Source organism: Angustibacter sp. McL0619 (assembly GCF_049994355.1).
Taxonomy (GTDB): domain Bacteria; phylum Actinomycetota; class Actinomycetes; order Actinomycetales; family Angustibacteraceae; genus Angustibacter.
This window is the reverse complement of the sequence record NZ_CP188257.1, coordinates 4,402,816-4,429,351: the sequence shown is the minus strand read 5'-3', so window position 1 is coordinate 4,429,351 and position 26,536 is coordinate 4,402,816. Positions and strand designations below refer to the sequence as shown.

The 26,536-nt window shown below is 71.5% G+C and carries 26 protein-coding genes; 15 read left to right on the top strand and 11 right to left on the bottom strand.

The genetic code is table 11. The features are described 5' to 3' along the window. Positions 1 to 71 precede the first annotated feature (71 nt). A complete protein-coding gene (locus tag ACPPVT_RS20835) occupies positions 72 to 1,037 on the top strand; it encodes a glycine betaine ABC transporter substrate-binding protein (RefSeq protein WP_426563683.1) in 966 nt (321 codons plus the stop codon). 40 nt (positions 1,038 to 1,077) lie between these two features. Here the strand turns inward: ACPPVT_RS20835 and ACPPVT_RS20830 are convergent, their stop codons facing one another. Beyond that, positions 1,078 to 1,716 (bottom strand): DUF1684 domain-containing protein, encoded by a 639-nt coding sequence (locus ACPPVT_RS20830; RefSeq protein WP_426563681.1) that lies wholly within the window; start codon positions 1,714 to 1,716, stop codon positions 1,078 to 1,080. Between the two features lie 227 nt (positions 1,717 to 1,943). Between ACPPVT_RS20830 and ACPPVT_RS20825 the strand changes: the two genes are divergently transcribed. After that, positions 1,944 to 2,411 (top strand): hypothetical protein, encoded by a 468-nt coding sequence (locus ACPPVT_RS20825; protein ID WP_426563679.1) that lies wholly within the window; start codon positions 1,944 to 1,946, stop codon positions 2,409 to 2,411. Positions 2,412 to 2,528: 117 nt separating this feature from the next. On the opposite strand, the gene ACPPVT_RS20820 is transcribed toward ACPPVT_RS20825, so the two are convergent. After that, complete coding sequence (locus ACPPVT_RS20820; RefSeq protein ID WP_426567223.1) at positions 2,529 to 3,632, bottom strand: NADH-quinone oxidoreductase subunit D; 1,104 nt, start codon at positions 3,630 to 3,632, stop codon at positions 2,529 to 2,531. A gap of 132 nt (positions 3,633 to 3,764) precedes the next feature. Here ACPPVT_RS20820 and ACPPVT_RS20815 point away from each other — a divergent pair, with 132 nt between their 5' ends. From ACPPVT_RS20815 to ACPPVT_RS20805, 3 genes are read left to right on the top strand one after another with little or no spacing between them, the layout of a single operon-like run. Continuing rightward, a complete protein-coding gene (locus ACPPVT_RS20815; protein WP_426563677.1) occupies positions 3,765 to 4,259 on the top strand; it encodes a PH domain-containing protein in 495 nt (164 codons plus the stop codon). Then, on the top strand, positions 4,256 to 5,701 hold the full coding sequence (locus tag ACPPVT_RS20810; RefSeq protein ID WP_426563675.1) for a PH domain-containing protein: 1,446 nt from the start codon (positions 4,256 to 4,258) through the stop codon (positions 5,699 to 5,701). The genes ACPPVT_RS20815 and ACPPVT_RS20810 overlap by 4 nt, the downstream gene beginning before the upstream one ends. Before the next feature lie 26 nt (positions 5,702 to 5,727). Next, positions 5,728 to 6,972: a cytochrome P450 gene (locus tag ACPPVT_RS20805; protein ID WP_426567222.1), complete on the top strand. Its 1,245-nt coding sequence runs from the start codon at positions 5,728 to 5,730 to the stop codon at positions 6,970 to 6,972. Between the two features lie 17 nt (positions 6,973 to 6,989). Here the strand turns inward: ACPPVT_RS20805 and ACPPVT_RS20800 are convergent, their stop codons facing one another. From ACPPVT_RS20800 to ACPPVT_RS20790, 3 genes are read right to left on the bottom strand one after another with little or no spacing between them, the layout of a single operon-like run. Next, the gene (locus ACPPVT_RS20800) at positions 6,990 to 7,562 is read right to left on the bottom strand and encodes a hypothetical protein (protein WP_426563673.1); all 573 of its coding nucleotides are present in this window, start codon (positions 7,560 to 7,562) and stop codon (positions 6,990 to 6,992) included. Further along, complete coding sequence (locus tag ACPPVT_RS20795) at positions 7,559 to 8,599, bottom strand: SAM-dependent methyltransferase (protein WP_426563671.1); 1,041 nt, start codon at positions 8,597 to 8,599, stop codon at positions 7,559 to 7,561. The genes ACPPVT_RS20800 and ACPPVT_RS20795 overlap by 4 nt, the downstream gene beginning before the upstream one ends. Continuing rightward, a complete protein-coding gene (locus ACPPVT_RS20790; protein WP_426563669.1) occupies positions 8,596 to 9,318 on the bottom strand; it encodes a methyltransferase domain-containing protein in 723 nt (240 codons plus the stop codon). Before ACPPVT_RS20790 ends, ACPPVT_RS20795 begins: the two co-directional genes overlap by 4 nt. Before the next feature lie 64 nt (positions 9,319 to 9,382). Here ACPPVT_RS20790 and ACPPVT_RS20785 point away from each other — a divergent pair, with 64 nt between their 5' ends. The 7 genes from ACPPVT_RS20785 (at position 9,383) to ACPPVT_RS20755 (ending at position 16,071) form a co-directional block, all read left to right on the top strand. Continuing rightward, positions 9,383 to 10,306, top strand: coding sequence for a Rossmann-like and DUF2520 domain-containing protein (locus tag ACPPVT_RS20785; RefSeq protein WP_426563667.1), 924 nt, complete (start codon positions 9,383 to 9,385; stop codon positions 10,304 to 10,306). Further along, positions 10,303 to 11,235 carry a pantoate--beta-alanine ligase gene (gene panC, locus ACPPVT_RS20780; protein WP_426563665.1) on the top strand — a complete coding sequence of 311 codons (933 nt, stop codon included), beginning with the start codon at positions 10,303 to 10,305 and terminating at the stop codon, positions 11,233 to 11,235. The genes ACPPVT_RS20785 and panC overlap by 4 nt, the downstream gene beginning before the upstream one ends. Next, a complete protein-coding gene (locus tag ACPPVT_RS20775; RefSeq protein WP_426563663.1) occupies positions 11,232 to 12,908 on the top strand; it encodes an L-aspartate oxidase in 1,677 nt (558 codons plus the stop codon). Before panC ends, ACPPVT_RS20775 begins: the two co-directional genes overlap by 4 nt. Further along, positions 12,905 to 13,852 carry a carboxylating nicotinate-nucleotide diphosphorylase gene (nadC, locus tag ACPPVT_RS20770; protein WP_426563661.1) on the top strand — a complete coding sequence of 316 codons (948 nt, stop codon included), beginning with the start codon at positions 12,905 to 12,907 and terminating at the stop codon, positions 13,850 to 13,852. Before ACPPVT_RS20775 ends, nadC begins: the two co-directional genes overlap by 4 nt. A 79-nt stretch (positions 13,853 to 13,931) precedes the next feature. Beyond that, entirely contained in the window at positions 13,932 to 15,395 is a 1,464-nt protein-coding gene (gene lysS / locus ACPPVT_RS20765) for a lysine--tRNA ligase (protein ID WP_426567221.1), read from the top strand. A gap of 21 nt (positions 15,396 to 15,416) precedes the next feature. Continuing rightward, positions 15,417 to 15,584, top strand: a complete 168-nt coding sequence (locus ACPPVT_RS20760; protein WP_426563659.1) for a lysyl-tRNA synthetase — start codon at positions 15,417 to 15,419, stop codon at positions 15,582 to 15,584. A gap of 157 nt (positions 15,585 to 15,741) precedes the next feature. Next, complete coding sequence (locus tag ACPPVT_RS20755) at positions 15,742 to 16,071, top strand: histone-like nucleoid-structuring protein Lsr2 (protein ID WP_426563657.1); 330 nt, start codon at positions 15,742 to 15,744, stop codon at positions 16,069 to 16,071. A gap of 161 nt (positions 16,072 to 16,232) precedes the next feature. Here ACPPVT_RS20755 and ACPPVT_RS20750 read toward each other — a convergent pair whose 3' ends face one another. After that, positions 16,233 to 18,206 (bottom strand): S53 family peptidase, encoded by a 1,974-nt coding sequence (locus ACPPVT_RS20750; protein WP_426563655.1) that lies wholly within the window; start codon positions 18,204 to 18,206, stop codon positions 16,233 to 16,235. Between the two features lie 255 nt (positions 18,207 to 18,461). Here ACPPVT_RS20750 and ACPPVT_RS20745 point away from each other — a divergent pair, with 255 nt between their 5' ends. Then, positions 18,462 to 19,199, top strand: a complete 738-nt coding sequence (locus ACPPVT_RS20745; RefSeq protein ID WP_426563654.1) for an N-acetyltransferase — start codon at positions 18,462 to 18,464, stop codon at positions 19,197 to 19,199. On the opposite strand, the gene ACPPVT_RS20740 is transcribed toward ACPPVT_RS20745, so the two are convergent. The 4 genes from ACPPVT_RS20740 to ligD (ACPPVT_RS20725) form a co-directional block, all read right to left on the bottom strand. After that, positions 19,196 to 19,765 (bottom strand): SRPBCC domain-containing protein, encoded by a 570-nt coding sequence (locus ACPPVT_RS20740; RefSeq protein WP_426563652.1) that lies wholly within the window; start codon positions 19,763 to 19,765, stop codon positions 19,196 to 19,198. The genes ACPPVT_RS20745 and ACPPVT_RS20740 overlap by 4 nt on opposite strands. Continuing rightward, entirely contained in the window at positions 19,762 to 20,088 is a 327-nt protein-coding gene (locus ACPPVT_RS20735) for an ArsR/SmtB family transcription factor (RefSeq protein WP_426563650.1), read from the bottom strand. Before ACPPVT_RS20735 ends, ACPPVT_RS20740 begins: the two co-directional genes overlap by 4 nt. Before the next feature lie 91 nt (positions 20,089 to 20,179). Next, on the bottom strand, positions 20,180 to 21,103 hold the full coding sequence (gene ligD, locus ACPPVT_RS20730) for a non-homologous end-joining DNA ligase (RefSeq protein WP_426563648.1): 924 nt from the start codon (positions 21,101 to 21,103) through the stop codon (positions 20,180 to 20,182). Then, complete coding sequence (ligD, locus tag ACPPVT_RS20725; protein ID WP_426563647.1) at positions 21,093 to 22,046, bottom strand: non-homologous end-joining DNA ligase; 954 nt, start codon at positions 22,044 to 22,046, stop codon at positions 21,093 to 21,095. Before ligD (ACPPVT_RS20725) ends, ligD (ACPPVT_RS20730) begins: the two co-directional genes overlap by 11 nt. Before the next feature lie 65 nt (positions 22,047 to 22,111). Between ligD (ACPPVT_RS20725) and ACPPVT_RS20720 the strand changes: the two genes are divergently transcribed. Continuing rightward, positions 22,112 to 23,101: a Ku protein gene (locus ACPPVT_RS20720; protein WP_426563645.1), complete on the top strand. Its 990-nt coding sequence runs from the start codon at positions 22,112 to 22,114 to the stop codon at positions 23,099 to 23,101. Positions 23,102 to 23,120: 19 nt separating this feature from the next. Here the strand turns inward: ACPPVT_RS20720 and ACPPVT_RS20715 are convergent, their stop codons facing one another. After that, entirely contained in the window at positions 23,121 to 23,504 is a 384-nt protein-coding gene (locus tag ACPPVT_RS20715; RefSeq protein ID WP_426563643.1) for a hypothetical protein, read from the bottom strand. A 344-nt stretch (positions 23,505 to 23,848) separates the two neighbouring features. Between ACPPVT_RS20715 and ACPPVT_RS20710 the strand changes: the two genes are divergently transcribed. After that, positions 23,849 to 26,392 (top strand): ATP-dependent Clp protease ATP-binding subunit, encoded by a 2,544-nt coding sequence (locus ACPPVT_RS20710; RefSeq protein WP_426563641.1) that lies wholly within the window; start codon positions 23,849 to 23,851, stop codon positions 26,390 to 26,392. Positions 26,393 to 26,536 lie beyond the last annotated feature (144 nt).

The window sequence follows — 26,536 nt, the reverse complement described above, 5'->3', positions numbered from 1 at the left end:
GCGCCTGCCCGGGTGCCAGTCCGGACACGCGCGGACCTTCGGGCCGCGGGACACAGAAGGCGAAGATCCCCATGCGCACATCGCTCACTCCTTCCTTGCGCCGCCGCGCCGTGCTCGGTGGCGTCGCCGCCCTCGCCCTCGCCCTGACCGCCTGCGGCGGCGGGGACGACGCCTTCTCGGGATCCTCGGGCAGCTCATCCTCGAACGCGGCCGGCGGCAAGCTCGTGGTCGGCGGCCCGACGTTCACCGAGGCCGCGATCATGCAGAACATGTACAAGCTGCTGCTCGAGAAGGCCGGGTACACCGTCGAGCTGAAGGCCGTCGGTGAGCGGCCGATCTACACCAAGTCGCTGGAGGCCGGCGACATCGACATCGTGCCGGACTACCTCGCGACCACGGTCGACTCGCTGAACGGCGGCAAGATCGTCAGCTCCGCCGACGCGACCGAGACGTTGGCCAAGTTGAACGAGATCGGCAAGCCGCTGGGCATCGGTGGCCTGGAGCCGTCCAAGGCGCTCGACAGCAACGCCTTCTACGTGACCAAGAAGTTCGCGGCCGACAACGGCAACCTCACCACGCTCAGTCAGCTCGCCGCACTGAACAAGCCGATCAAGCTCGGTGCCCCGGCTGACTGCCCGCAGAACCCGTACTGCCTGGGTGACCCGGGCCTCGTCGGCATCTACGGGCTGAAGCTCGACGGAGCGCCGAAGAAGTACGACTTCGGGTCCGTCGCGATGGCCGACGCGGTGCTCAAGGGCACGGTCGACATGGGCGAGACCGGGACGACCGACGGCACGCTGGACGCCAAGGGCCTCCTGCTGCTGCAGGACGACAAGATGCTGCAGCACGCCGACTACCTGGTGCCGGTCATCAACCTCAAGGACGCGAGCGACCCGAAGATCGCGACCGCGCTGAACGCGCTGGCACCCGTGCTGACCACGGAGGATCTGACGGCGCTGAACCAGAAGGTGGACGCCCAGCGGCAGAAGCCCGAGGACGTGGCCAAGGAGTACCTAACCTCCAAGAGCCTGCTCTGATCCCGGGCCCCGGCCTCGGCTTGGCCCTGACGGCATCGGCCTAGGGGTAGCGCTCCCCGACCGGCAGCGCCACCTGCGTGGTGTTGCCGGCCGGGGCCAGCGGGCATGCCCAGGCGGGGTCGTAGGCGCACGACGGGTTGTACGCGAAGTTGAGGTCGAGCACGAGGGTCGTCCTGCCAGATGCGTCCCGACTGGCGCCGAGATCGGCCCCCTTGATGGTGTCCAGCAGGTAGCGCCCACCGCCGTAGGTGTTCGGCGCCGCGTCGCGGACCGGGACGAAGAGCCCACCGCCGTACGACGCCAGCCACCACACGTCCAGCCGTACCTCGCCTCCGGGGGTGGCCAGCGCGACGACGCCGATCCGCCGGTAGGGGACCGTCCCGTCCGTACTGGTGCTCGCCGAGAACTCGTCCGGCGTATCCGGCTCGGCGGGCTGCAGCGCGACCTCCCAGCGGTAGCGCTCGTCATAGGGCGCTACCGGCAGGCCGCTGAACCCGTCGCGCTGCTCGGCCAGCAGTGGGGTGGCCGGGTGCTCGGCGAACAGTCGGTCGCGGCCGCGTCGCCAGTTTGCGTGCGCACGGGCGGGGTCGTCGTCCGAACGCACCGTGCGGTAGAGCTCGTGCACGCGGCGGCGCCAGTCGGCGACGTCCAGCGCGGTCGTGGGGTCGGTTCCGGTCACTGTCGCAGGATCGCACGGCGGTGCGTGCGGGGCGATTGTGCGGCGGTGGGTGCGGTCAGGTGGTCGCGATCACGACCAGCTCCCGCACCGATGGCCGCACCGATGGCCGCACCCATGAACGCACAGTGATCGTGGGTCAGTAGGGCGCGGGACCAGCGGAGTGAATCTGTGCGACACGCCGATTAGAGTGACGGGTGTGACTGCTGTGACGATCTACCATCAGGTCCGTGACCGGTAGGCATCGTGGCAGTCGCTGGCGACTCGTCGTCGCTGTGCTGGCGGCTGCCTTCGGGCGCGGCTACCTGGGGCGTCACCGTCTCGCGGAGGTCGCCCTCGGCGTCCAGCAGGTGGAGTCCGCGCCGGTTCTCCCGGTGACCGGGGCCGATCCCACGGCCATCCCCACGGCCATCCCCACGGCCATGCCGGCTGGACTGCCCACGGCGTTGCCGACCCGACTGCCCGCCGCACCTATGGTGTTCGGTGGCGCGCGGCTGGCCGTCGTGACGGTGTCCGCAAGCCCGGACCCGCTGGTCGACACGGCTCCGCACCCGGTGGTCAAGCTCTTCCCGTTGCCGGTGGAGGAGATCCACGACGCGGTCTTCGCCGGTGAGGACGCCGAGCGCGAACAGGCCAGCACCATCGACCTGGCCCAGGCGACGCGGGAGCACGAGTACCACGCCCGGCACTCCGCCTGACCCCGTTCCGCCCCCAGCCCCGCCAGCGCCCCGCCCCCCAGCCCCTTGCTCCACTCAACCCGCTTGAGAGCGCTCGCGCACCGGGCTGAGGTGAGCAAACCGGGCGGGGTGGAGCAACTACTTGTCGACGTCGCCGACCACGAAGAACATCGAGCCGAGCACGGCGACCATGTCCGAGATCAGGCACCCGGGCAGCAGCCGGGACAGCACCTGCACGTTGCCGAAGGACGCCGAGCGCAGCTTCAGCCGCCACGGCACCTTGTCGCCGCGCGAGACCAGGTAGTACCCGTTCAGACCCAGCGGGTTCTCGGTCCAGGTGTAGGCGTGCCCCTCCGGCACCCGCAGCACCTTGGGCAGCCGCACGTTCACCGGCCCGGGCTCGAGCGAGCGCATCCGGTCCACGCAGACCTCGACCAGGTCCAGCGAGACGTGCACCTGCTCGAGCAGGCACTCCAGCCGAGCCAGCGCGTCGCCAGCGGTGCGCGTCACCACCCGGCCTGGCCCGCCGGGAGCGAACAGCTCGCCGTAGGCCAGGTACGGCTCGTCGCGGCGCAGGTCGACGTCCAGCCCGCCAGCGCGCGCGATCGGACCACTGACCCCGTACGAGGCCGCCAGCTCGCGCTGCATCACCCCCACCCCCACCGTCCGGGCCCGCAGGATCTCGTTGCCCACGATCAGGGCCTCGAGGTCGGGCAGGCGGCGGCGCACCGCACCCACCGCGTGCGTCACCCGGCCGAGCCAGCCCGCCGGCAGGTCCTCCTTCAGCCCGCCGACCCGGTTGAACATGTAGTGCATCCGCCCGCCGCTGATCTCCTCCATCACCGCCTGGAGCTCCTCACGCTCGCGGAAGGCGTAGAAGATCGGCGTGATGGCGCCCAGCTCCAGCGGGTAGGCACCCAGGAACATCAGGTGGTTGAGCACTCGGTTGAGCTCGGCCAGCAGGGTGCGGGCCCAGACGGCGCGCGCGGGTACCTCCATCCCGAGCATCCGCTCGACGCCGAGCACCACGCCCAGCTCGTTGGAGAACGCGGACAGCCAGTCGTGCCGGTTGGCCAGGACGACGATCTGCCGGTAGTCGCGCACCTCGAAGAGCTTCTCGGCGCCGCGGTGCATGTAGCCGACGATCGGGTCCGCGCTGACGATGCGCTCGCCGTCCACGACCAGCCGCAGCCGCAGCACACCGTGCGTCGCGGGATGCTGGGGACCGATGTTCAGCACCATGTCGGCGGTGGCGAGGTCTCCCGCACCCACCCCCACGGTCAGCTCGCGAGAGGCTCCCTGCGTGCTGCCCGGCGTGGTCACGGGCACGAGTCTGCCACCCCCGCCCAGCAACGGGTGTGCCAGCATTGCGACGTGCCCTTGCATGATGAGCCCTTCGTCCCGGACGACGTCGAGTGGCGGTCGGTGTCGGACGGGCTGGCGACGGGACGCCGGCTGATCGCCGGTGCCGTCTGCCTGCTCGTGGCCGCCGTCGTGGTGCTGCTCGCGATCTGGCTGGACCAAGCCTGGATCTACGGGCTGCTGGCGGTGCCCGCGATCGGGTTCGTCTGGGCCGCCTGGCTGTTCGGGCGCCAGGTGCGGGCCACCGGCTACGCCGAGCGCGAGGACGACCTGCTCGTGCGCCGCGGGGTGATGTTCCGCAGCATCGTGGTCGTGCCCTACGGCCGCATGCAGTTCGTTGACGTGCACGCCGGGCCGCTGGCCCGCCTGCTCGGCTACTCCTCGGTGCAGCTGCACACCGCCTCACCGGGCTCCGACGCGTACATCGACGGGCTGGTGCCGGACGAGGCGTCCCGGCTGCGTGACCGGCTCGCCCAGCGCGGCGAGGCCCGGCTGGCCGGGCTGTGAGCGACCCGCGCACACCGCTGGTCCCGGACGACGGCTGGCGCCGGCTGCACCCGCTGACTCCGCTGGCCCGCGGCTGGAAGGTCGTCGCCGTCATCCTCGCGCTGATCGCCCAGCAGCGCGGCACGGCGCTGTTCTCCGACGGGCTCCCGTCGCGCGAGGAGGCCTTCATCACGCTCGCCGTGCTGGCCGGGGCGGCGCTGCTCGCCGGCCTGTACGGGCTCGTCGCCTGGCGGTGCGCGGCGTACCAGGTGGACCGCGACACCCTGCGCCTGCACTACGGCGTGGTGTTCCGCCAGCAGCGGCACGCCCGCCTGGACCGGCTGCAGGCCGTGGACGTCGTCCGCCCGCTGCTCGGGCGGTTCCTCGGCCTGGCCGAAGTGCGGCTCGAGGTGGCCGGCGGCAAGGACTCCGCGATCGTGCTCAGCCTGCTGCGCGAGAGCGACGCCGTGGAGCTGCGCAACGTGCTGCTGGCCCGTGCCGCCGGTGTGCACTACGACGGGGACGTCGCGCCGCAGGCCCCGGAGACCGAGGTGCTCCAGGTGCCGGTGTCCCGGGTGATCGGCTCGATGCTGCTGACCCTGCCGAGCATGCTCCTGCTGTTCGTCGTGGTCACCGCGGTCACGGCCGTCACGGTCACCCGCGAGTTCGCGGCGCTGGCGATCGTCGCGTCGGTCGCGATCGGCATCGTCGGAACGCTGTGGGGCCGGTTCACCTCGCGGTTCGGCTTCCGGGTCGCGACGTCCCCGGACGGCATCCGGCTGCACCACGGCCTGCTGACCACCCGGGCGCAGACGGTCCCGCCGGGACGGGTGCAGGCGATCCGGCTGCACCAGCCGCTGATGTGGCGCCGGCGGGACTGGTGGACCATGCAGGTCAATGTCGCTGGGTACGGCGGCGGCCACGGCATGGGCGAGTCGGGCGGCACCAACGCCGAGGAGGAGAACGTCCTGCTCGCGGTAGGCACCCGCGAGCAGGCTCTGCTGGTGCTCCGGCTGGCGCTGCCCGGGCTGGAGGACGAGGACGGCCAGGCCGACGACACCAGGGCGGCGGTGGTGGCCGGGCTGGACGGCACCGACGAGGACACCGGGTTCGTGGTCGCGCCGAGGGCCTCGCGCTGGCTGGACCCGATCGGCTGGCGACGCCATGGTGTCAACGTGCTGGACGACGTCGTGCTGCTGCGTCGAGGTCGGTTCGGGCGCGAGCTGGACGTCGTCCCGCACGCCCGCACCCAGAGCCTCGGGGTGCGCCAGGGTCCGCTGCAGCGGCGCCTCGCGCTGGCCTCGTTCCACATGCACTCCACCGCCGGGCCGGTGCACCCGACCGTGATGCACCTGTGTTCGGACGACGCGGCCGCGCTGCTGGTGGCGCAGGCGGAGCGGGCCAGGGTGGCCCGGGCCGCGTCCGGCGACGGTGACCAGGGCCGATGGATGGAGGGCCGATGACCGACGAGCCGATGACCGACGAGCCGATGACCGACGAGCGGCAGCTTCCGTTGCTGGACGACCCTTTCGACCTGGCCGACCCGGAGTTCGTCCGCGACCCCTACCCCGGATTCGCCCGGGCCCGGCAGCAGGCGCCGCTGGCTTGGCACGGCCCGCTCGGGCTCGCAGTCGCCACCTCGCACCGGGCCTGCGACGTCGTGCTGCGGGACCGTCGCCTCGGCCGGATCTTCGCGCCTCGGATGCCGGACCGGGACTGGGCGACCTTCAACTGGCTGCACGCCGACTCGATCCTGGACAGCGAGCCGCCCAAGCACACCCGGCTGCGCCGCCTGGTCGCCGGCGCGTTCGGGCGCGGGCACGTCGAGCGGCTGCGACCCCGGGTCGGCGAGCTGGCCGAGCAGCTGCTCGACGAGTGCGAGCAGACCCAGGCCGACACCGGGTCGTTCGACGTATTGGCCGACTACGCCGAACCCCTGCCGGTGCTGGTGATCGCCGAGCTGCTCGGCTGGCCCGAGCAGGACCGCCACCTGCTGCGGCCCTGGTCGCAGGCCATCGTGAAGATGTACGAGGTCGACCGCACGCCGGACCAGGAGCTCGAGGCGCGGACGGCGAGCGCCGAGTTCGCCGGCTATGTGGCCGACCTGGCGGGCGCGCGACGGGCCGCGCCGACCGACGACCTGGTGACCCATCTGGTGCAGGCCCGCGACGGCGGCGACCGGTTGGACGACCACGAGCTGGTGGCCACCGTGGTGCTGTTGCTGAACGCCGGGCACGAGGCCAGCGTGAACGGCTTCGGCAATGGGCTGGTCTCGATGCTCGAAACTCCGGACCAGCTGGACCTGTTGCGCCGCAACGTCTCCGACGACAAACTGGTGGCACTGGCGGTGGAGGAGATGCTCCGGCACGACTCGCCGCTGCACCTGTTCGAGCGCACCGCGACCCAGGACGTCGACCTGCCGCTGGGCGCGGACGGCGCTGCCGTTCGCATCAGGGCCGGCCAGAAGGTTGCGGCGCTGCTGGGCGCGGCCAACCGCGACCCGGCGGTCTTCCAGGACCCGGACCGGTTCGTCGTGGACCGCTCACCCAACCCGCACCTGGCCTTCGGTGCGGGCATCCACTTCTGCCTGGGTGCGCCGTTGGCCAGGGTCGAGCTGCAGGCGTCGTTACCGGCTCTGCTGCGGCGCTTCCCGCGGTTGCAGGCGGCGGCCGAGCCGACCCGGCGTCCGACGTTCGTGCTGCGCGGCTACGCCGACGTCCCGGTGCGCGGCTGACGCGTGGCCGACGGAAGTCAGCCCTTGCAGATCGGGTCGGTGTCCAGCCGGGTGATCACCCCGGTGTCGTCGTAGGTGACCAACAGCACGGCGCTGCGGTCCGGCTTGGCGAGCCACGAGATCGCGCTGATCGGCTGCGAGGTCATCCCGAGGTCCCCGCTGGTGTCGGCGACGCAGGTGTTCACCACCAGCCGCGCGCCCGGCGCCACCGGCGCCGTGTACGTCTTGCTGGTGTTCTGGTTGGTGAACCGAGAACCCTTGTGCGGCAGCACCTTCAGGCCCTGCTTGGCGAGCGTGGAGTCACTGGTGCCGGTGGCCGTCCAGCGGTCCAGCTCGACGACGCGGGTGCCGTCCACGGTGCTCACCGCGGTGATCGTCCCGAGGTCGAACGCGCGGCCCTTGACGTCGGTGGTCACCGTCGGGCTCGCCGTCGCTGAGCCGGACGGCGTCCCGGTGGTCGCCGTGACGGTCACCGTCGGTGCGGCGCCGGACCCCTGGCCGTCCGAGCAGCCGGCCAGCAGCAGGCAGCCGGACGCCGCCGTGACCAGCAGCCGCAACGGCCAACGGCACGGGTCGCGGTGATCGTTCACCGGCCCACCATGTCCAAGACGTCGCCGCCCTGTCCACTTCGGGTGCTCTGCAGCAACCAGCCGAAGCCGCCCAGGCCGGCCGGGTCGAGCAGCAGGGCGGCCTTGCTGGCCCGGCTGACCGAGGCCAGGTAGCCGAGCGGGTCGTTGCCGGCCAGCGTGCGGTCCGGCAGTCGCCCGTGCACCCCGAGCGAGCGCAGCGCCGTGCGCTGGTCGACCAGCACGGTCCGGGTCGCGCCGGCCCGCTCGCCTGCGGCCGCCACGGCGTCCAGCGCGACGTGCGCCGTGAGGTCGCAGCTGCCGTCGGGCACCGGCGCGCACGCCGACCCGTCGCGGTAGCCGATCAGGGTGCCGTGCGGGGGACGGTCGAGGCGCTGGTGTGCGTAGTCCACGGCCAGCAGCAGGCTGTCCGGCGCGGCGGCCACGAGTGCGGCCCACGCGGCGTCCCGGGGGTGACCGACCTCGGCGACGTCACCGGCCGCGGGCTGCTCGGCCGGCCACCAGTGGTCGAGCCAGTCCAGGTCGGCGGGCGGCGGTGGTCCGAGCGGTGGTCCGAGCGGTGGTCCGAGCAGCGGTCCGAGCAGCGGTCCGCCTCGCCTGTCGGGATCGACGCCGACGACCTGCCAGCGCAGGTCGTCGTCCCGCTGCACCACCGGGCACGGGACGTCGTCCAGCCACTCGTGGGCGACCACCAGTGCGCCGCCGGCCCAGCCGGCCGCGCCCGGCGGCAGCTGGGCTCCACCGGGTGCAGCCACCCAACGCACCGCGTCGGGCAGGTCGCTCGGCCGCGGTCGGACGTCGACCCCGACCAGCTCCAGGTCCGGGGCCTGCGCGTGCAGGTCGGCCAGCAGGCGCCCGCGGCCGGTGCCGACGTCCACCACCCGGGTCAGGTCGGCGGCGCGGACCAGGGTCAGCAGCGCCTGCGCCAGCAGCTCGCCCGCGGCGACCGAGGTGTGGAAGTGGTCGGCCGGGTCGTTGCGCCGGTAGAAGCCGTACGGGCCGTACAGCGCCTCCTGCCAGGCCTGCTCGAAGGTGGTCACGGGCGGCGCAGCACCACCACGACGTCGGTGACCGCGAACAGGAAGCGTCCCTCGTCGGCCAGCCGGCGCACCGACGCCATCCAGGTGGTGGCCAGCTCGGACAGCACCGGGTCGTCCGCCGCCGAGGCGACCATGCCCATCGCGATCTTCCACGCCAGCGAGCCCTCGTCGAAGCGCTGGTGCGCGTCGGCCCAGGCGTGCACGTCGACGAGCTCGAGCGGTGAGTCGGCCGCCAGCCAAAGCAGCTTGCGCCCCATGAAGCCGTCGGCCCGCAGCTGCCAGTCCGGCACGACGGCCACGAACCGGTCGACCAGCACGCGGGTCAGCTCGTCGTCGTCGCTGGTGAACAGGGCGGTGTCGAAGTCGGTGTGCCCGATGACCGCGAGGCCGCCCGGTCGCAGCACCCGCAGGCACTCGCGCAGGAAGCGCGCCGGGTCGGCCAGGTTCTCGGCCACGTTCATCGAGACGATCCGGTCCAGGCTGGCGTCGGCGAACGGCAGCGGGTCGTCCAGGTCGGCCACCCGGGACACCACCCGCTGGTCGGCCAGCAGGTCGTCGTCCAGCTCCACCGCCTGGTCCACTGCGTGCACCGTCACCGGCGCGTGCCGGCCGGCCAGCAGCGTCCGCACCGTTCGCCCTGTGCCGCAACCCAGGTCGGCGACCACCAGACCGTCGGCGTCGACGTCCGCGAGGTCGGCCAGCCGCTCGTGACGTCCCATGTCGCGAGCCTAGCGAGCGCGGGCGGCGCGGGGCGGCCGGTCGACCCGCGCTAGCGTCCTGCCTGTGAACGGGCTCGACGGCGACGCCGTGCAGCCGGCTGGTCAGCGACCGGCCCGGCTGGATGTCGGCGTGGTCGGCACCGGTCGGGTGGGTGCGGTGCTGGGTGCCGCGCTCGGTCGGGCCGGGCACCGGGTGGTCGCGGCCAGCGGGGTGAGCCGGCAGTCGGTGGAGCGCGCCGGGTCGCTGCTGCCGGGGGTGCCGCTGCGGGACGTCCCGGACGTCGTCCAGGTCGCCGACCTGGTGCTGCTCACCGTTCCGGACGACGAGCTGCCGCTGCTGGTGCGCGGGTTGAGCGAGACCGGCGCCTGGCAGGCCGGCCAGATCGTGGTGCACACGAGCGGCCGGTACGGCGTGCGGGTGCTCGAGCCAGCAGCCGAGCAGCACGTCATCCCGCTCGCGCTGCATCCGGCCATGACCTTCAGCGGCACCTCCGTCGACCTGGAGCGGCTGGCCGGCTGTTGCTTCGGTGTCACCTCGGGCGACTCCGTCCGTCCGATGGCCGAGGCGCTGGTCGTCGAGATGGGCGCCGAGCCGGTGTGGGTGGCCGAGGAGGACCGACCGCGCTACCACGCGGCCCTGGCGCACGGCTCGAACCACCTCGTCACGCTGGTGGCGCAGGCCCTGCAGGTGCTGCGCAGTACCGGCGTGGCCGCGCCGGACCGGGTGCTGGCACCGCTGCTGTCAGCCGCCCTGGACGGTGCCCTGCGAGCCGGCGACGCCGCTATCACCGGGCCGGTCTCGCGAGGTGACGCGGGCACCGTCGCGGCGCACCTCGAAGCGCTGGCCGACCAGACCCCTGACGTCCGCTCCACCTACGTCGCGCTCGCTCGGGCAACCGCGGTCCGGGCGCTCGCCTCGGGACGGTTGAGCGCGCCGGGCGCCGAGAGCCTGCTCGACGTCCTGGCCAGTCCGAAGGAGACCCCGTGAACCAGCCTGTCGTCGCGCACAGCCGCGAGGAGCTCGCCAAGGCGCGCGCCGTCCTGGACGACGGCGAGGTCGCCGTGGTCATGACCATGGGCGCGCTGCACGAGGGGCACGCCGCGCTGATCCGCGAGGCACGCCGCCGGGCCCGGCACGTGGTGGTCACGATCTTCCTGAACCCGTTGCAGTTCGGGCCGCGCGAGGACCTGTCGCGCTACCCGCGGACGGTGGACAGCGACCTGGAGATCTGCGCCCGCGAGGGCGTCGACCTGGTCTTCATGCCCACCCCGGACGTGATCTACCCGGACGGTGACCCCGGCGTGCGGGTCAGTGCAGGGCCGCTCGGTGACGTGCTGGAGGGGCAGTCCCGGCGGGGACACTTCGACGGCGTGCTGACGGTGGTCGGCAAGCTGTTGCACCTGACCCGGCCGGACCGGGCGTACTACGGGCAGAAGGACGCCCAGCAGCTGCTGCTGATCCGCCGGATGGTGCGCGACCTGGACTTCCCGGTCGAGGTGGTGGCCGTGCCGACCGTTCGCGAAGGTGACGACCTGGCGATGAGCAGCCGCAACATCTACCTGACCGACAGCGACCGCGAGGTGGCGCTGTCGTTGTCCCGGTCGCTGCGGGCCGGTGCGCTGGCAGCGATCGAGGGGCCGAGCGCGGTCCGCCGGGCGGCTCGCGCCGTCCTGGTCGCCGAACCGCTCGCGCTGGTCGACTACCTGGTGCTGGTGCACCCGCAGAGCCTGCTGGACGTGCCGGAGTGGTACCGCGGCGAGGCGCTGCTCGCGGTGGCCGCGCGGGTCGGCACGACCAGGCTGATCGACAACCTCCCGGTCCGCCTGGGTCCAGGTGGCGGTCCGCTGGAGTCGTTCTCCACCAACGGAATCGACTCCGGAATCGACCTGGGAATCGATCCGGTGGCTGGCGCATGAGCCTGACGCTGGCCCGCCGGCTGGTCGCGCCGCAGCCGGGCTGGACGACGCACGCGGACGTCATCGTGGTGGGTTCGGGCATCGCCGGGCTGACCGCCGCGCTGCGGCTGCGCCAGCGGGTGGACCGGGTGCTGCTGGTCACCAAGACGGTGCTGGACGAGGGCTCCACCCGGTGGGCACAGGGCGGCATCGCGGCGGCGCTGGACCCGGCGGACTCGCCAGCGGAGCACCTCGCGGACACGCTCGTCGCCGGCGGCGGGGTCTGCGACGTCGCGGCGGTCACCGCGCTGGTCACCGAGGGGCCGGGCCGGGTGCGCGAGCTGGTCGCGCTGGGCGCCGAGTTCGACCGGACGCCGGACGGCGAGATCGCGCTGACCCGTGAAGGCGGCCACCACCGGGACCGGATCGCGCACGCGGGCGGGGACGCCACTGGCAAGGAGATCACCCGCGCCCTGATCGCGGCGCTGGACGCCGTCCGGCACGACCCGGGTATCGAGGTGGTCGAGCACGCGATGGTGGTCGACCTGCTGCAGAACCGGGTCGGTCGGGTGTGTGGGGTCACCCTGCACGTGCTGGGCGAGGGGCAGCGGGACGGCGTCGGCGCGGCCACCGCGCGTGCCGTGGTGCTGGCCACCGGCGGGCTGGGGCAGGTGTACTCCTCGACCACCAACCCCTCGGTCGCCACCGGGGACGGCGTTGCGGCGGCGCTGCGGGCCGGCGCGCGGGTGCGTGACCTGGAGTTCGTCCAGTTCCACCCGACCGTGCTCTGGCTGGGTGCCGGCTCGCTGGGGCAGCAGCCGCTGATCAGCGAAGCGGTCCGCGGCGAGGGCGCGGTGCTGGTGGACGAGACCGGCGAGCGGTTCATGGCCGGCGTCCACGCGCTGGCCGACCTGGCCCCGCGCGACGTCGTGGCCCGCGCGATCGTGGAGCGGATGCGAGCGGCCGGCACCGACCACGTGCACCTGGACGCGCGGCACCTGGGCGCGCAGTTCCTCGAGGGGCGCTTCCCGTCGATCGTCGAGCGCTGCCGCTCGCTGGGCTTCGACCCGGCCACCGAGCTGCTGCCGGTCGCACCGGCCCAGCACTACGCCAGTGGTGGCGTGGCCACCGACCTGCGTGGGCGGTCCAGCCTGCCCGGGCTGTACGCCTGCGGCGAGGTCGCCTGTTCGGGAGTGCACGGCGCCAACCGGCTGGCCTCCAACTCGCTGCTCGAGGGGCTGGTCTTCGCGAACCGGATCGCCGACGACCTCAGTGCACGGCTGGCCGACGGCGACCTCGCGACCGACACCCCGGTGGAGCCGGACACCCGCCGTACCCTGATGGACCCGGACCGTCGCCTCGACGTCCAGCGCAGCATGACAGCGGGGGCCGGCGCGCTGCGCTCCGCGGAGTCGTTGCAGCGCACCGGCTCCGAGCTCGCGACCCTGGCCTCGGCGACGGCCGAGGAGGCCGCCGCGCCGGCCTGGGAGACCACCAACCTGCACCACGTCGGCTCGCTGCTCGCGCACGTCGCGGCGCTGCGTGAGGAGACCCGCGGCGGGCACCTGCGCTCGGACTACCCCGAGCGTGACGACACCGGTTGGCGCGGGCACCTGACCAGCTGGGTGGACGGCGACGGCCTGGTGCTCACCGAGTATGCGCCGATCCAGGACCACCAGGAGGTCAGCGCGTGAGTGCCGATGTGGGCGCCGTGGACGCCGACCTCGTTGCGGCCGGGCTCGACCCGGACGCGGTGCGCGACGTCGTCCGGCGGGCGCTGGACGAGGACCTGGGCGGCCCCGACGGCGTGGACGTGACGTCGTCCGCGACCATCCCGCTGGCGCAGGTGTCGACCGCGCACGCGGTCGCCCGGGCGGACGGCGTGCTGGCCGGGATCGCGTTGTTCGGGCTGGTCTGGCAGGACGTCGCACGGCGGCTGCGCGTGCCGGACCCCGAGGTCGACGTGCTGGCGGCCGACGGGTCCGCGCTGGCGCGCGGCGACGTCCTGCTGCGGGTGCGCGGTGCCACCCAGGTGCTGCTGGTCGGTGAACGCACGGCCCTGAACCTGGTCTGCCGCATGTCGGGGGTGGCCACCCACACTCGGCAGTGGGCGCAGGAGCTCGAGGGCACCGGCGCGATGGTGCTCGACACCCGCAAGACCACCCCGGGGCTGCGCGCGTTGGAGAAGTACGCGGTGCGCTGCGGCGGCGGCACCAACAAGCGGATGGGCCTGTACGACGTCGCAATGGTGAAGGACAACCACAAGGTCGCGGCGGGGTCGGTGCAGGCGGCCTACCAGGCGGTGCGCTCGCGGTACCCGGACGTCGAGGTGCAGGTCGAGGTGACCACCGTCGACGAGGCGCTGGAGGCAGTCGGCGCGGGTGCGCGCTTTCTGTTGTGCGACAACATGTCGGTGCCGCTCTTGCGCTCGACGGTCGAGGCCGTGCGCGCCGCCACCCCGGACCGGGTGGAGATCGAAGGCACCGGCGGGCTCACGCTGGACCGGGCCCGCGAGTACGGCCAGACCGGGGTGGACTACCTGTCCGTCGGGGCGCTGACCCACTCCAGCCCGATCCTGGACCTCGCGCTCGACCTCGCGCTCGACTCGGCTGAGGGACCGGGCCGAGTCGGTCGGTAGGGTTGGCGCCGTGAACGAGCAGCCCCCGCCGACCGACGAGCCCGCCCTGCCGGCGTCCCAGGACGACGTCCCCGAGCAGATGCAGGTGCGCCGGGCAAAGCGTGAGCGGATGCTCGCGGCAGGTGTCGCGCCGTACCCGGTCGCGGTGCCGCGCACCCACACGCTGGCGCAGGTTCGCAAGGACCACCCGGACCTCGAGGCCGGCGCCGAGACCGACGACGTGGTGGGCGTCACCGGCCGGGTCGTCTTCGTCCGCAACACCGGCAAGCTCTGCTTCGCGACGCTTCAGGAGGGCGACGGCACCCGGCTGCAGGCCATGCTCAGCCTGGCCGAGGTCGGCGAGGAGCGGCTGGCCGACTGGAAGGCCGACGTCGACCTCGGCGACCACGTGTTCGTGCACGGCAAGGTGGTCTCGAGTCGTCGTGGCGAGCTCAGCATCATGGCCGACGAGTGGCGGATGGCGGCCAAGGCGCTTCGGCCGCTGCCCAACCTGCACGAGGGAGCCGAGCTCAACGAGGAGGTGCGGGTCCGGCAGCGCTACGCGGACCTGATCGTCCGGCCGGCGGCCCGCGAGATGGTGCGCAACCGCGCTGCCGTCGTCCGGTCGATGCGGGACACCTTCCACGACCGCGGCTTCATCGAGGTGGAGACCCCGATGCTGCAGACCCAGCACGGCGGCGCCGCCGCGCGACCGTTCAGCACGCACATGAACGCCTTCGACATGGAGCTGTTCCTGCGCATCGCGCCCGAGCTCTTCCTGAAGCGGGCGGCCGTCGGCGGGCTGGAGAAGGTCTTCGAGATCAACCGCAACTTCCGCAACGAGGGCGCCGACTCGACGCACAGCCCGGAGTTCGCGATGCTCGAGTTCTACGAGGCGTACGGCGACTACAACACCGTCGCCGACCTGACCCGGGTACTCGTGCAGAACGCCTGCGAGGTGGTGCACGGCTCGCAGGTGGCGGTGCTGCACGACGGCACGGGCTACGACTTCAGCGGGGACTGGACGTCGCTGTCGATGTACGGCTCGTTGTCCGAGGCGCTGGGCGAGGAGGTGACACCGCAGACGTCGGTCAGCCAGCTGCGCGAGTACGCCGACAAGCTCGAGCTGGACGTCGACCCGGCCCACTACGGGCACGGCAAGCTGGTCGAGGAGCTCTGGGAACACCTCGTCGGCGACCACCTGGTCTCGCCGACGTTCGTCCGGGACTTCCCGCTGGAGACGACACCGCTGACCCGCGAGCACCGCAGCGAGCCGGGGGTCACCGAGAAGTGGGACCTCTACGTGCGCGGCTTCGAGCTGGGCACCGGCTACTCCGAGCTGGTCGACCCGGTGATCCAGCGGCAGCGGTTCGAGGAGCAGGCGAAGTTCGCGGCCCTCGGCGATGAGGACGCCATGCGGCTGGACGAGGACTTCCTGCGTGCCATGGAGTACGCGATGCCGCCGAGCGGTGGGCAGGGCATGGGTATCGACCGGCTGCTGATGGCCCTGACCGGGCTGGGCGTGCGGGACACGATCCTGTTCCCGCTGGTGAAGCCGCTCTGAGTCCGGCGTACGGTTGACGTCATGGTGAAGGCCCTGCTCGCGCTCATCCCGTCGATCGGGGTGCTGTTCCTGTTCGTCGTCGCGATCAAGGCGATGCTCGAGGGAGACAGGCGCGAGCGTGCCGCCCAGGCGAAGTGGGAGAAGGATCACCCGCCGGCTGCCTCGGCGCGGCCCGGTGTATCACGCTGACCGGTTCGGCCTTCTCCTCCTCCGTACCTGTTCCTCACCGCTTTGAGCCGGTTCGGGCGGCATTAAGCGAACTTTTGACAAATCAATATGCGTCAGGAAATGCTGACCGGAGTTGCCGTCATGGCATTTCGATTTGCAACGCAGAAAGCGAGCGGAAATGGCGCAGAAGGTCCAAGTCGTCCTGATCGACGATATCGATGGCGGTGACGCGTCGGAGACCGTGACCTTCGGGGTCGACGGCGTCACCTACGAGATCGACCTCAACGAGAAGAACGCCGCCAAGCTGCGTGACGCCCTCTCGCTGTGGGTCGGCAACGCTCGTCGGGTCTCGGGACGTTCGGCCCGTGGTACCCGAGCGGCGTCCAAGCGCGGTGGTTCCGACGACACCGCCGCCATTCGCGAGTGGGCCAAGCAGCACGGCCACAAGGTCAGCGAGCGCGGCCGTATCTCCGCGGCGGTTCGTGAAGCCTACGAAGCTGCGCACTGACCCTTTCGTTGCTCCGCTCAACCCGCATTGCTCCACTCAACCCGCTTTCGCAGCCAAATTCGGCGGGTTGAGCTGAGCAAAGCGGGTTGAGGTGAGCAAGCGAAACGCCCCCGCAGCCGGTCTGGCTGCGGGGGCGTCGCGCGTCAGCTGGATCCCGTCATTCAGCCGACGCCGAGCCCGCCAACGAACGCCTCTCCGTTCGGCGAGCCCACTCCGGTGATGTCGTCGTACCCGGCGGTGGTCCGGATCGTCGTCCCGTTGCGCGCGTCGAGCGTGCGCAGGGAGGTCGCCAGGCCGTCCGAGTCGTCGACCCCGTTCACGAAGTCGACCCGGACGACGGCGGTGTCGGCCTTGTGCTTCGGGTCGTAGTAGGCCGACGTGCCGTACAGGTCGTACAGCGCGTAGTTGGCGAAGCCGTGCGGCCGGCCGGAGACCTGGTCGGCGATCGCCATCATCCCGGCGAACAGCGGGCTGGCCAGCGAGGTGCCGCCGATGCGGTACTCGGAGTACATGACCGTGCCGTCCGGGAACGTCTGGGTCTCGCCGACCCGCATGCCGGTGTTCGGGTCACCCAGCGCCGAGACGTCCGGCACCGCTCGCCCACCGAGCCTGCTGTAGCGCTTCGCGATGGACGCCGGGACGACGCCCTGCTGGTACGCGGGCTGGGAGAACACCTGGCTGGTGCCACCACCGCCGCCGTACAGGAAGTTGCCGGGAGGCGTCGGCGCCCAGGCGCCGGCGGTCAGCGTGGACTTCGAGGTGCTCCAGCCGGTCTCGAAGGTGCGGCTGTCGGTCTTGCTGACCGCCAGCGAGGTGCCACCGACCGCGGTGACCAGCGAGCTGTTCGCCGGGGACTGCACAGTCGGCACGCCGTTGTTGTCGGAGGCGCCGTCGCCGGAGTCACCGGAGGAGAAGTACACGCCGATGCCCTCGAGCGCGGCCTGGTAGAAGACCTGCTGGTACGCGGTGTCCAGCGCGGGGGAGCCGTTGGACTCGTCGGTGCCGCCCCAGGAGTTGGTCACGATGTCGGCGAGGTGCCGCGAGACGACCTTGTTCACCGCGGTCAGCAGGTCGGCGTTGTCGCAGGAGCGGCCCGGGACGTAGGTGACGTTGGCGCCCGGTGCCATGGCGTGCACGGCCTCGACGTCCAGCGTCTCCTCGCCGTACCAGCCCTGCTCGCCACACAGGTCGCCGTTCACGGTGTCGTCGTAGCCGTAGCGGTACGGCTTGACTGGTGGGACCTGCTTGAACTGGCCGGCCTTGAAGGCGTTCTGCCCGTGGGTCGTGGCGTAGGTGTTGGCGTCGGACAGGATCGTCGGCGCGGCGTACGCGTCGGTGATCGCGACCGTGACGCCGCGGCCGTCGAAGCCCTTGGCGATCGACCGCGTCAGGCCGTAGGCGCCCTCGAGCTGATCCGGGACGTAGCCGCAGGGAGCGTAGGGCTGCACCTTGCCGTACGCGGTGGGAACGGTGGTGGCCTTCTTCTGGCCGTAGTACGTGGAGCAGGGGGTGGCGTTGACGAAGGCGTCCGGCGGCGGAGCCTGGGTCGTGCCGGACTTGGCGCTGCGGTGCGTGGTCGTGGGTCCGCCGACGTGGTCGGTGGACATCAGCTGGCTGATGCTGGCCAGACCGGAGACGGCGATGACGTCAGCGGACAGGCTGGCCGGCACGGACGGCGCGGACGCGGCCGCCCGCACGGTGTGGCCCTGCACCGAGTAGTTGTGCAGGGTGGTGCCGAACGCCTTCTGCAGCTGCGCGAGCGAGCCGGTCGCGCTCACGTAGGCGTTGTTGGTCGGGACCTCGTCCACCGTGAGGCCGTAGCCGGTCAGGAACTTCTTGGTGCGGGCCACCGCGGCGTCGGACGGCGCGTAGGTCGCCTTCACCTGGGCGGCAGTGAGGTAGTGCTGGTAGCTCGCGCTGTGCGGGTCGGCGATCGCCGCGACCGTCTTGGCGAGGGTCGCGCTGTTGCGGCCGGCGAGGAACACGCGCACCTCGGCCTGCTGCGCGGACGACGGGGTGCCGACCGCGTGGGCGCCCTTGACCTGGTCGGGCTGGGCGTTGGCCACGGCGTGGCGGGACTCGCCAGCCGAGGTGGTGGCCGCGAACGCTGACGTCGCGACGAGAGCTGGAGCCACCAGGGCTGCCGCTGTAGCGGCAGTCACCCTGATGGGAAGGCGTGAATTCATTGAAGTCCTTCCGGTGGTGGACGGGATGCTGCGAGCATTTCTCCGCCGCCCGTACCGGGCCATGACAGATGTCACGGTTCTCGGACCAATCCATAGAACAGGTATGAAACGGTCGCGTGCTGTGATCGAGCGGGCACGCGGAGCCACCATGTTGCTCTGCTGGGGTCGGTGGCGCGCAGCGTCGGCGCCAGGCACGATGGCTATGTGCCGCTGACGATTTCGGTTCTCGCTGACCGGCCGGACCTGGTCGAGGCGATGTGGGCGATGCCCAACCCGTGGCCGGAGTTCATGCGCCATGACCCGATCGGTGGGCTGTTCTACGGCAACCTCGAGGCGCGGTTCTCAGAGTTCGTTCTTGTCGGCCAGGACGACGTCGGCGAGGTCGTCGCGTGTGCGTACTCCATCCCGTTCGTGCTCGGCGACAACGCCCTGCCAGAGAACGGGTGGGACTTCGTGGTCCGCAACGGGCTGCTGGCCGACCTGCGTGGTCAAGAGCCCGACGCGATCTCCGCCGTGGAGATCGCCGTCCGCCCCGACCGCCAGGGCAGGGGTGTCTCTCGGCCGATGCTTGCCGCGCTGCGCGACAACGCCGCTCGGCGGGGCTTCGCCGAACTGGTCGCGCCGGTCCGTCCAAACGGGAAGGCGGACGTCCACGAGCCGATGTCGACGTACGCGTTCCGGGTGGGCGAGGACGGCCTGCCGGTCGATCCCTGGCTCCGGGTGCACGTTCGAGCCGGCGGCCGGATCGTCGGTGTGGCTCCGCGCTCGATGGTCATCCCCGGCACGCTCGAGGAGTGGCGCGAGTGGACGGGACTGCCCTTCGACGAGACCGGCCCGGTCTTCGTGCCCCGTGCCCTGGCGCCCGTGCACTGCGACGTCGAGCACGGTGTCGCCGTGTATGTCGAGCCGAACGTGTGGGTCGTACATCGAACCCGGAGCTAGCCGATGGCTGTCTCCAGCTCCTGATAGAGAGGGACGAGCTCACCCCACCGCGCCTCGGTGTTGCCGGGCTCACGCCCAGCGACGTAGGTGGCCAGATTCTCGGCGTGGATCTGCCACCCGGCCCCGTAGAAGGCGATCTTGTCCACGGGCATGCCGCGGACCTCGATGACCAGCAGGGTCTGGCCCGCGTCGGCGGTCAGCGTTGCCTCGACGGTCTGCTCGAACGGCGGCACGCCGGCACCTTGCTGCCAGGACTCGTCGGTCTCCCTGGTCGTCACCAGCAGCCGCCGCGGGGGCTCGCACACCTCTACCTGCCCGACCGCGCGCAAACCGGCGGACTCGAGGTACAGGTTGAACTGCCCGCCGCGGCGCAGGTCCCCATCGACCTCGCCGTACCAGCGGGCCAGACGGAGCGGGTCGGTGAGGGCGGACCACAGGTCGTCGATGTCGGTGTCGTAGCGGTCCTCGATGCGGACGACGCCCGCGCCATCGGCTGATCGAAGGCTGCCCAGGACGCGCGTCCGGCCACCTGCGTTGTCGGTCGTCTCCTGCGTGCTCTTCGTCATCTGGTGCTCCCCTTTTCGCGCTTTCCGCGGGCGACCTCGGTGTGCAGGGCGTCCAGCCGCTGCTCCCACAAGGCCCGGTATCGACCCAGCCACTCATCGACCTCGGCGAGCGGCTGCGGGCGGAGGCTGTAGATGCGCCGCTGCGCCTGCTGGCGGACCTCGACCAGACCCGCCTCCCGCAGCACGCGAAGGTGCCGGGACACGCCCGGGCGGGCAATCGGTAGCAGAGCCGCCAGCTCACCCGCGGTGGCTTCCCCGTCAGCCAGAGCCTCTAGCACCGTGCGGCGGCTCTCGTCCGCCAGTGCCCGCAGTGCTGCCTCCATCCGGTTAACGTATCGAAGTGGGTACGTAACCGTCAAGGTACGTAAGTCAGGGTTCGATTCGAGCGCTGAGCCAGCCCCACTGCACCCGCAGTCAGGACGTCGGGACGCGGGGACCGGGGTCGAGGAGAGCGGCTGTGACCGGCGCGAGGTCGTCCATCCGGTCGAGGACCTGCTGGTAGCTGAGCTGCTTCAGGGACCCGCCGTCCTCGATCTCGTCCCAGGTGCGCGGGGCGGCGGCGTTGGGCTGGTCGCGACCGCGCAGTGAGTACGGGCAGATCGTCGTCTTGGCGTGGTGGTTCTGGCTCCAGTCCAACAGGATCTTTCGCGGGCGCAGCGCCTTGGACATCGAGGACACGACCAGCGAACGATGCTCGGCGGCCAGCGACTCGGCGAGTCGCCGGGCATACTCGCGCACCACGTCGGCGTCCTGCTCGCCGGACAGCGGCGCATACAGCTGCAGCCCCTTGCTGCCGCTGGTCACCGGGACGCACTCGAGCCCGTCGCCGGCGAGCCGCTCGCGGACCAGCAGCGCGACCTCGGCGCACTCCGCCAGCCCGGCAGGTGCGCCGGGGTCGAGGTCGACCACGAGCCGGTCCGGGTCGTGCCGCCCGCCGCGCGGGCCGACCGTCCACTGCGGCACGTGCAGCTCCAGCGCGGCGAGGTTGGCCAGCCAGACCAGCGTCGGCAGCCCGTCGACCACCGGATAGGTGATCAGGTCGCGCTTCTTCGTCGAGCCCGGCACGTCGAGCGTCACCCGGCTGACCCAGTCCGGTGATCCCATCGGCATCGCCTTCTCGACGAAGGACGGCGCAGCGACCCCGTTGGGCCAGCGGAACCGGCTCACCGGCCGGTCCGCGAGCAGCGGCAGCATCACCGCCGAGATCCGCGCGTAGTAGTCGATGATGTCGGCCTTGGTGGTCCCGGCCTGCGGGTACAGCACCTTGTCCAGGTTGCTCAGCCGCAGCCGCCGGCCGTCGATCTCGACCTGCGCCTGGTGCACGTCGTCAGGGCTCACGGACCAGATCCTCCACCCGGACGTCGGACCGCACTCCGCGCCAGGCCGGCTGGCGCAGGCGCCCGCCGCTGCCGTAACCGAGGTGCTCGACCTCGACGCACACCGTCGGCCGCACCCAGTTCGTGCCTCGTGCGTCGACCGGCGGGACGTCGTCGGCGAACGGGGACTCGTCGCTGGCCAGCGGGTCCAGCAGCACGGACAGCCGGGTGGAGGCGGTCGGACCGATCCCCGACCCGACCCGACCGAGGTAGGACAGCCGGCCCGCGCCGTCCGGCAGGCCGACCAGCAGCGCGCCCACCACGGACGTCGTCCCGGTCTGCGGCCGCCAGCCACCCACGACGCACGTCTGGGTGCTGCGGTGCGCCCGCTTGACCCAGTCGCGACTGCGTCGTCCCGGCTGGTAGGTCGAGGCGCGTCGCTTGCTGACGATGCCCTCCAGACCGTTGGCACGGGTGGCTTCCAGCAGTGTTGGACCGTCGTCGAAGACGGCGGGCACCTGCCATGGCCCGGCCCCCGGGTCGCCCAGCTCGACCCGCTGCAGCGTGTGCCGGCGTTCGTCGAAGCCCCGCCCGAGCAGCGGCACGCCGTACAGCCGCAGCACGTCGAACACGACGTACGTCACCGGTAACCGTTCGGCCAGAGCGGCCGCGCGGCGCGCGTCCTGCACGTGCATGCGCTCGGCCAGCACCCCGAAGTCCGGCTTGCCGCCGGCGAACGCCACCACCTCGCCGTCCAGCATGCCGTCGGCCACGACGGACGCCAGCCCGGCCAGTTCGGGGAACGAGACGGTCACGTCGGACTCGGTGCGCGAAGTCAGCCGCAGGCGTCGGTCGACGATGTCCGCGAGCACTCGCATGCCGTCCCACTTGACCTCGTGCGCCCAGCCGTCACCGCTCGGCGGCGTTGCGCCCGTAGGCGCTGCGGTGGCCAGCATGGGGCGCATGGGACCATCCTGCCTGTAGCGTCGTTGTCAGGACGACATTGTCGGGCCCCGAGAGGAGCAGGCACATGAGGGCGATGTGGAAGGGCGCGGTCTCGTTCGGGTTGGTGAACGTCCCCGTGAAGATGTACACCGCCACGACGAGCCACGACATCGCGTTCCACCAGGTGCACCGCAAGGACGGCGGCCGAATCCGCTACCGCCGCGTGTGCCAGGTGTGCGGCGAGGAGGTCGCCTACGACGAGATCGCCAAGGGCTACGAGTCGCCCGAGGGTGACCTGGTGGTGCTCACCGACGAGGACCTCGCCGAGCTGCCGGTCAGCGGCAGCCGCGAGATCGACGTCGAGCGGTTCGTGCCGGCCGACCAGCTCGACCCCATGTTGCTCGACAAGTCCTACTACCTCGAGCCGGAGAAGTCCGGCGTCAAGCCGTACGCACTGCTGCGCGAGGCCCTGAAGGCGTCGGACCGGATGGCCCTGGTACACGTGGCGATCCGGGCGCGCTCGACGCTGGCCGTCCTTCGGGTGCGGGACGACGTGATCGTGCTGCAGACGATGCTCTGGCCGGACGAGATCCGCGCCGCCGACTTCGACACCCTCGGGGACGCCGAGGAGCTGCGCCCGCAGGAGCTCGCGATGGCGTCCTCACTGATCGAGTCGATGGCCGGCGAGTACGACCCCGACGAGTTCGACGACGAGTACCGCGACGCGGTGGCCGCGATCGTCGAGGGCAAGCTGGACAAGGGCGAGAGCTCCAAGGTGCCGGACGAGCCCGGCACGTCGTCGGTCGACAGCGGCCAGGTCCTCGACCTGATGGCCGCTCTGCAGCGGTCGGTCGACGCAGCGAAGGGCAAGCCGGAGCCGGCGGCCGCGGCCGACGAGCCTGCAGCCAAGACCACGAAGAAGGCCGCCGCCAAGAAGACGGCGTCCAAGACGGCCAGCACGACGGCGACCAAGAAGACTGCTGCGAAGAAGACCGCCGCCAAGAAGACGACCGCCAAGAAGACCGCCGCCAAGGCCGAGGAGCAGCCCGCCTCCCGAAAGGCCCGCAGCGCCTGACCTGCCTCGTCACGTGAGTTCAGGGGGCCTGGCCACGGCGCAGTCGAGCCAGGGCCTCCCTCGGGTCGCCCGCGAGCGCGGCGCCGACCGGACGGATGCTGGCCGCTGCCCTCTCGTCCAGCTCGCTCTGGACGTCGGCAGCCGGGCCCTGGACGTCGGACGCCGGGCCTTGGACGTCGGACGCCGGGCCTTGGACGTCGCTCGGCGGCCCTGGGACGTCGCTCGGCTCCGCGGGCAGGTCGACCTCCGGCTCCGCGGGGCTGGCGGCGGCGTCCAGGTGGCGCCGGCGCTCGCCGATCGCGGCGACCAGCCGGGCGTAGACCCCGGCATCCCGCGGATCGGCCAGCCACGCCTCAGCGGCCTCGGCCACCCGCGCGTCGAGCAGCACAAGGATCCGGTCCATCGGCACAGTGTGCCGGGGCCGAGGGTCCCGGCGCGGGTGGGTGCGGCAATGAGTGCGGTGGAGCCTGTGGTGATCACCCCGTGCTCGCCCGCACCGACGACCGCACGCCCAAACGCGGGAGCACGGGCCCAATTCCGCGCAGGGCGAACGCAAGGTGCTCGGCGGAACACGCTCAGGCCTACCCGACGTTGAGCCGATCAGACGCAAGGACTGGTCTACGCCGGTGTCCGTGAGGTCACGATGTGGGCGACGATCCGGCCGGGTGTCCCACCACGGGGATAGCATCGACGTGGCGAGGGAGGGGAGAGCCCCGCTCCTGCCTACCGCTCGCGAGGAGAATGCAGATGTTCGAGAGGTTCACCGACCGGGCCCGACGTGTTGTGGTGCTGGCGCAAGAAGAGGCGCGCATGCTCAACCACAACTACATCGGCACCGAGCACATCCTGCTCGGGCTGATCCACGAGGGCGAGGGCGTGGCCGCCAAGGCGTTGGAGAGCCTCGGCATCTCGCTCGACGCCGTGCGCGAGCAGGTGCAGGAGATCATCGGCCAGGGCCAGCAGGCTCCGTCCGGTCACATCCCGTTCACCCCCCGCGCCAAGAAGGTCCTCGAGCTCAGCCTGCGTGAGGCGCTGCAGCTCGGCCACAACTACATCGGCACCGAGCACATCCTGCTCGGCCTGATCCGTGAGGGCGAGGGAGTCGCCGCCCAGGTGCTGGTCAAGCTCGGCGCCGACCTCAACCGGGTCCGCCAGCAGGTCATCCAGCTGCTGTCCGGCTACCAGGGCAAGGAGCCGGCCGCGACCGGCCCGGCCGAGGGCACGCCGTCCGGGTCGCTGGTGCTCGACCAGTTCGGCCGCAACCTCACCCAGGGCGCCCGCGAGGGCAAGCTCGATCCGGTGATCGGCCGCGAGAAAGAGATCGAGCGGGTCATGCAGGTGCTGTCCCGCCGCACCAAGAACAACCCGATCCTGATCGGCGAGCCCGGCGTCGGCAAGACCGCCGTCGTCGAGGGCCTGGCCCAGGGGATCGTCAAGGGCGAGGTGCCCGAGACGCTCAAGGACAAGCAGATCTACACCCTCGACCTCGGCGCGCTGGTGGCCGGCAGCCGCTACCGCGGTGACTTCGAGGAGCGCCTGAAGAAGGTGCTGAAGGAGATCCGCACCCGCGGCGACATCATCCTGTTCATCGACGAGATCCACACCCTCGTCGGGGCGGGTGCTGCCGAGGGGGCGATTGACGCGGCGTCGATCCTCAAGCCGATGCTGTCCCGCGGCGAACTGCAGACGATCGGCGCGACCACGCTCGACGAGTACCGCAAGTACATCGAGAAGGACCCGGCTCTGGAGCGTCGCTTCCAGCCGATCCAGGTCGCCGAGCCGAACCTCGCGCACACGATCGAGATCCTCAAGGGCCTGCGCGACCGCTACGAGGCGCACCACCGCGTCTCGATCACCGACGCGGCGCTGGTCGGCGCGGCCACCCTGGCCGACCGCTACATCAACGACCGGTTCCTGCCGGACAAGGCGATCGACCTGATCGACGAGGCAGGCGCGCGACTGCGCATCCGCCGGATGACCGCCCCGCCGGACCTTCGTGAGTTCGACGAGCGGATCGCCGCCGTCCGACGCGAGAAGGAGTCCGCGATCGACGCGCAGGACTTCGAGAAGGCAGCCTCGCTGCGCGACAGCGAGAAGCGCCTGCTCGGTGAGAAGAACGAGCGCGAGAAGCAGTGGAAGGCCGGCGACATGGACGTCGTCGCCGAGGTCGACGAAGAGCTGATCGCCGAGGTGCTCGCCACGGCAACCGGCATCCCCGTCTTCAAGCTCACCGAGGAGGAGTCCTCGAGGCTGCTGCGCATGGAGGACGAGCTGCACAAGCGGATCGTCGGCATGAACGACGCCATCAAGGCGCTCTCCCAGGCCATCCGGCGCACCCGCGCCGGCCTGAAGGACCCGCGCCGCCCCGGCGGTTCGTTCATCTTCGCCGGCCCCACCGGTGTCGGTAAGACCGAGCTCGCCAAGACGCTGGCCGAGTTCCTGTTCGGCGACGAGGACTCGTTGATCCAGCTGGACATGAGCGAGTTCAGCGAGAAGCACACCGTCTCGCGGTTGTTCGGCTCCCCGCCCGGCTACGTCGGCTACGAGGAGGGCGGCCAGCTCACCGAGAAGGTGCGCCGCAAGCCGTTCTCGGTCGTGCTCTTCGACGAGGTCGAGAAGGCCCACCCGGACATCTTCAACTCGCTGCTGCAGATCCTGGAGGACGGTCGTCTGACCGACTCCCAGGGCCGGATGGTCGACTTCAAGAACACCGTGATCATCATGACCACGAACCTCGGCACCCGGGACATCTCCAAGGGGCAGGGCGTCGGGTTCTCGTCGGGTAGCGACACGGCCACCGGGTACGAGCGGATGAAGGCCAAGGTCACGGACGAGCTGAAGCAGCACTTCCGTCCCGAGTTCCTCAACCGCGTGGACGACACGATCGTGTTCCCGCAGCTGACCCAGGACGAGATCATCCAGATCGTCGACCTGATGCTGGCCAAGCTCGACACGCGGCTCAAGGACAAGGACATGGGCATCGAGCTCACGCCCGCGGCCAAGACGCTGCTCGCCGAGAAGGGCTACGACCCGGTGCTGGGCGCCCGCCCGCTGCGCCGCACCATCCAGCGCGACGTCGAGGACGTGCTCTCGGAGAAGATCCTGTACGGCGAGCTCAAGGCCGGCTCGATCGTGCTGGTGGACGTCGAGGGCGAGGGCAAGGAGCGCATCTTCACGTTCGTCGGTGCACCCAAGGCCGCCATCCCCGAGCCGGCTGCGGTCGGTGTCGCGACGGCCGCGAGCGCGGAGCCGCCCAAGGCCTCAGGCGAGGCCGGCGACCAGGCCGGCTGACCCGGCACCGCACGTTCGAAGCGGCGCGCACCCACCGGGGGGCGCGCCGCTTCGCCGTACCCAGCAGGTTGGCAGCGAGTCGGCGGCCCGGCGCTTCAAGATGGGCGCCGCCCCTGCCGAAGACCAAGACAGGGTCCAGGGTCG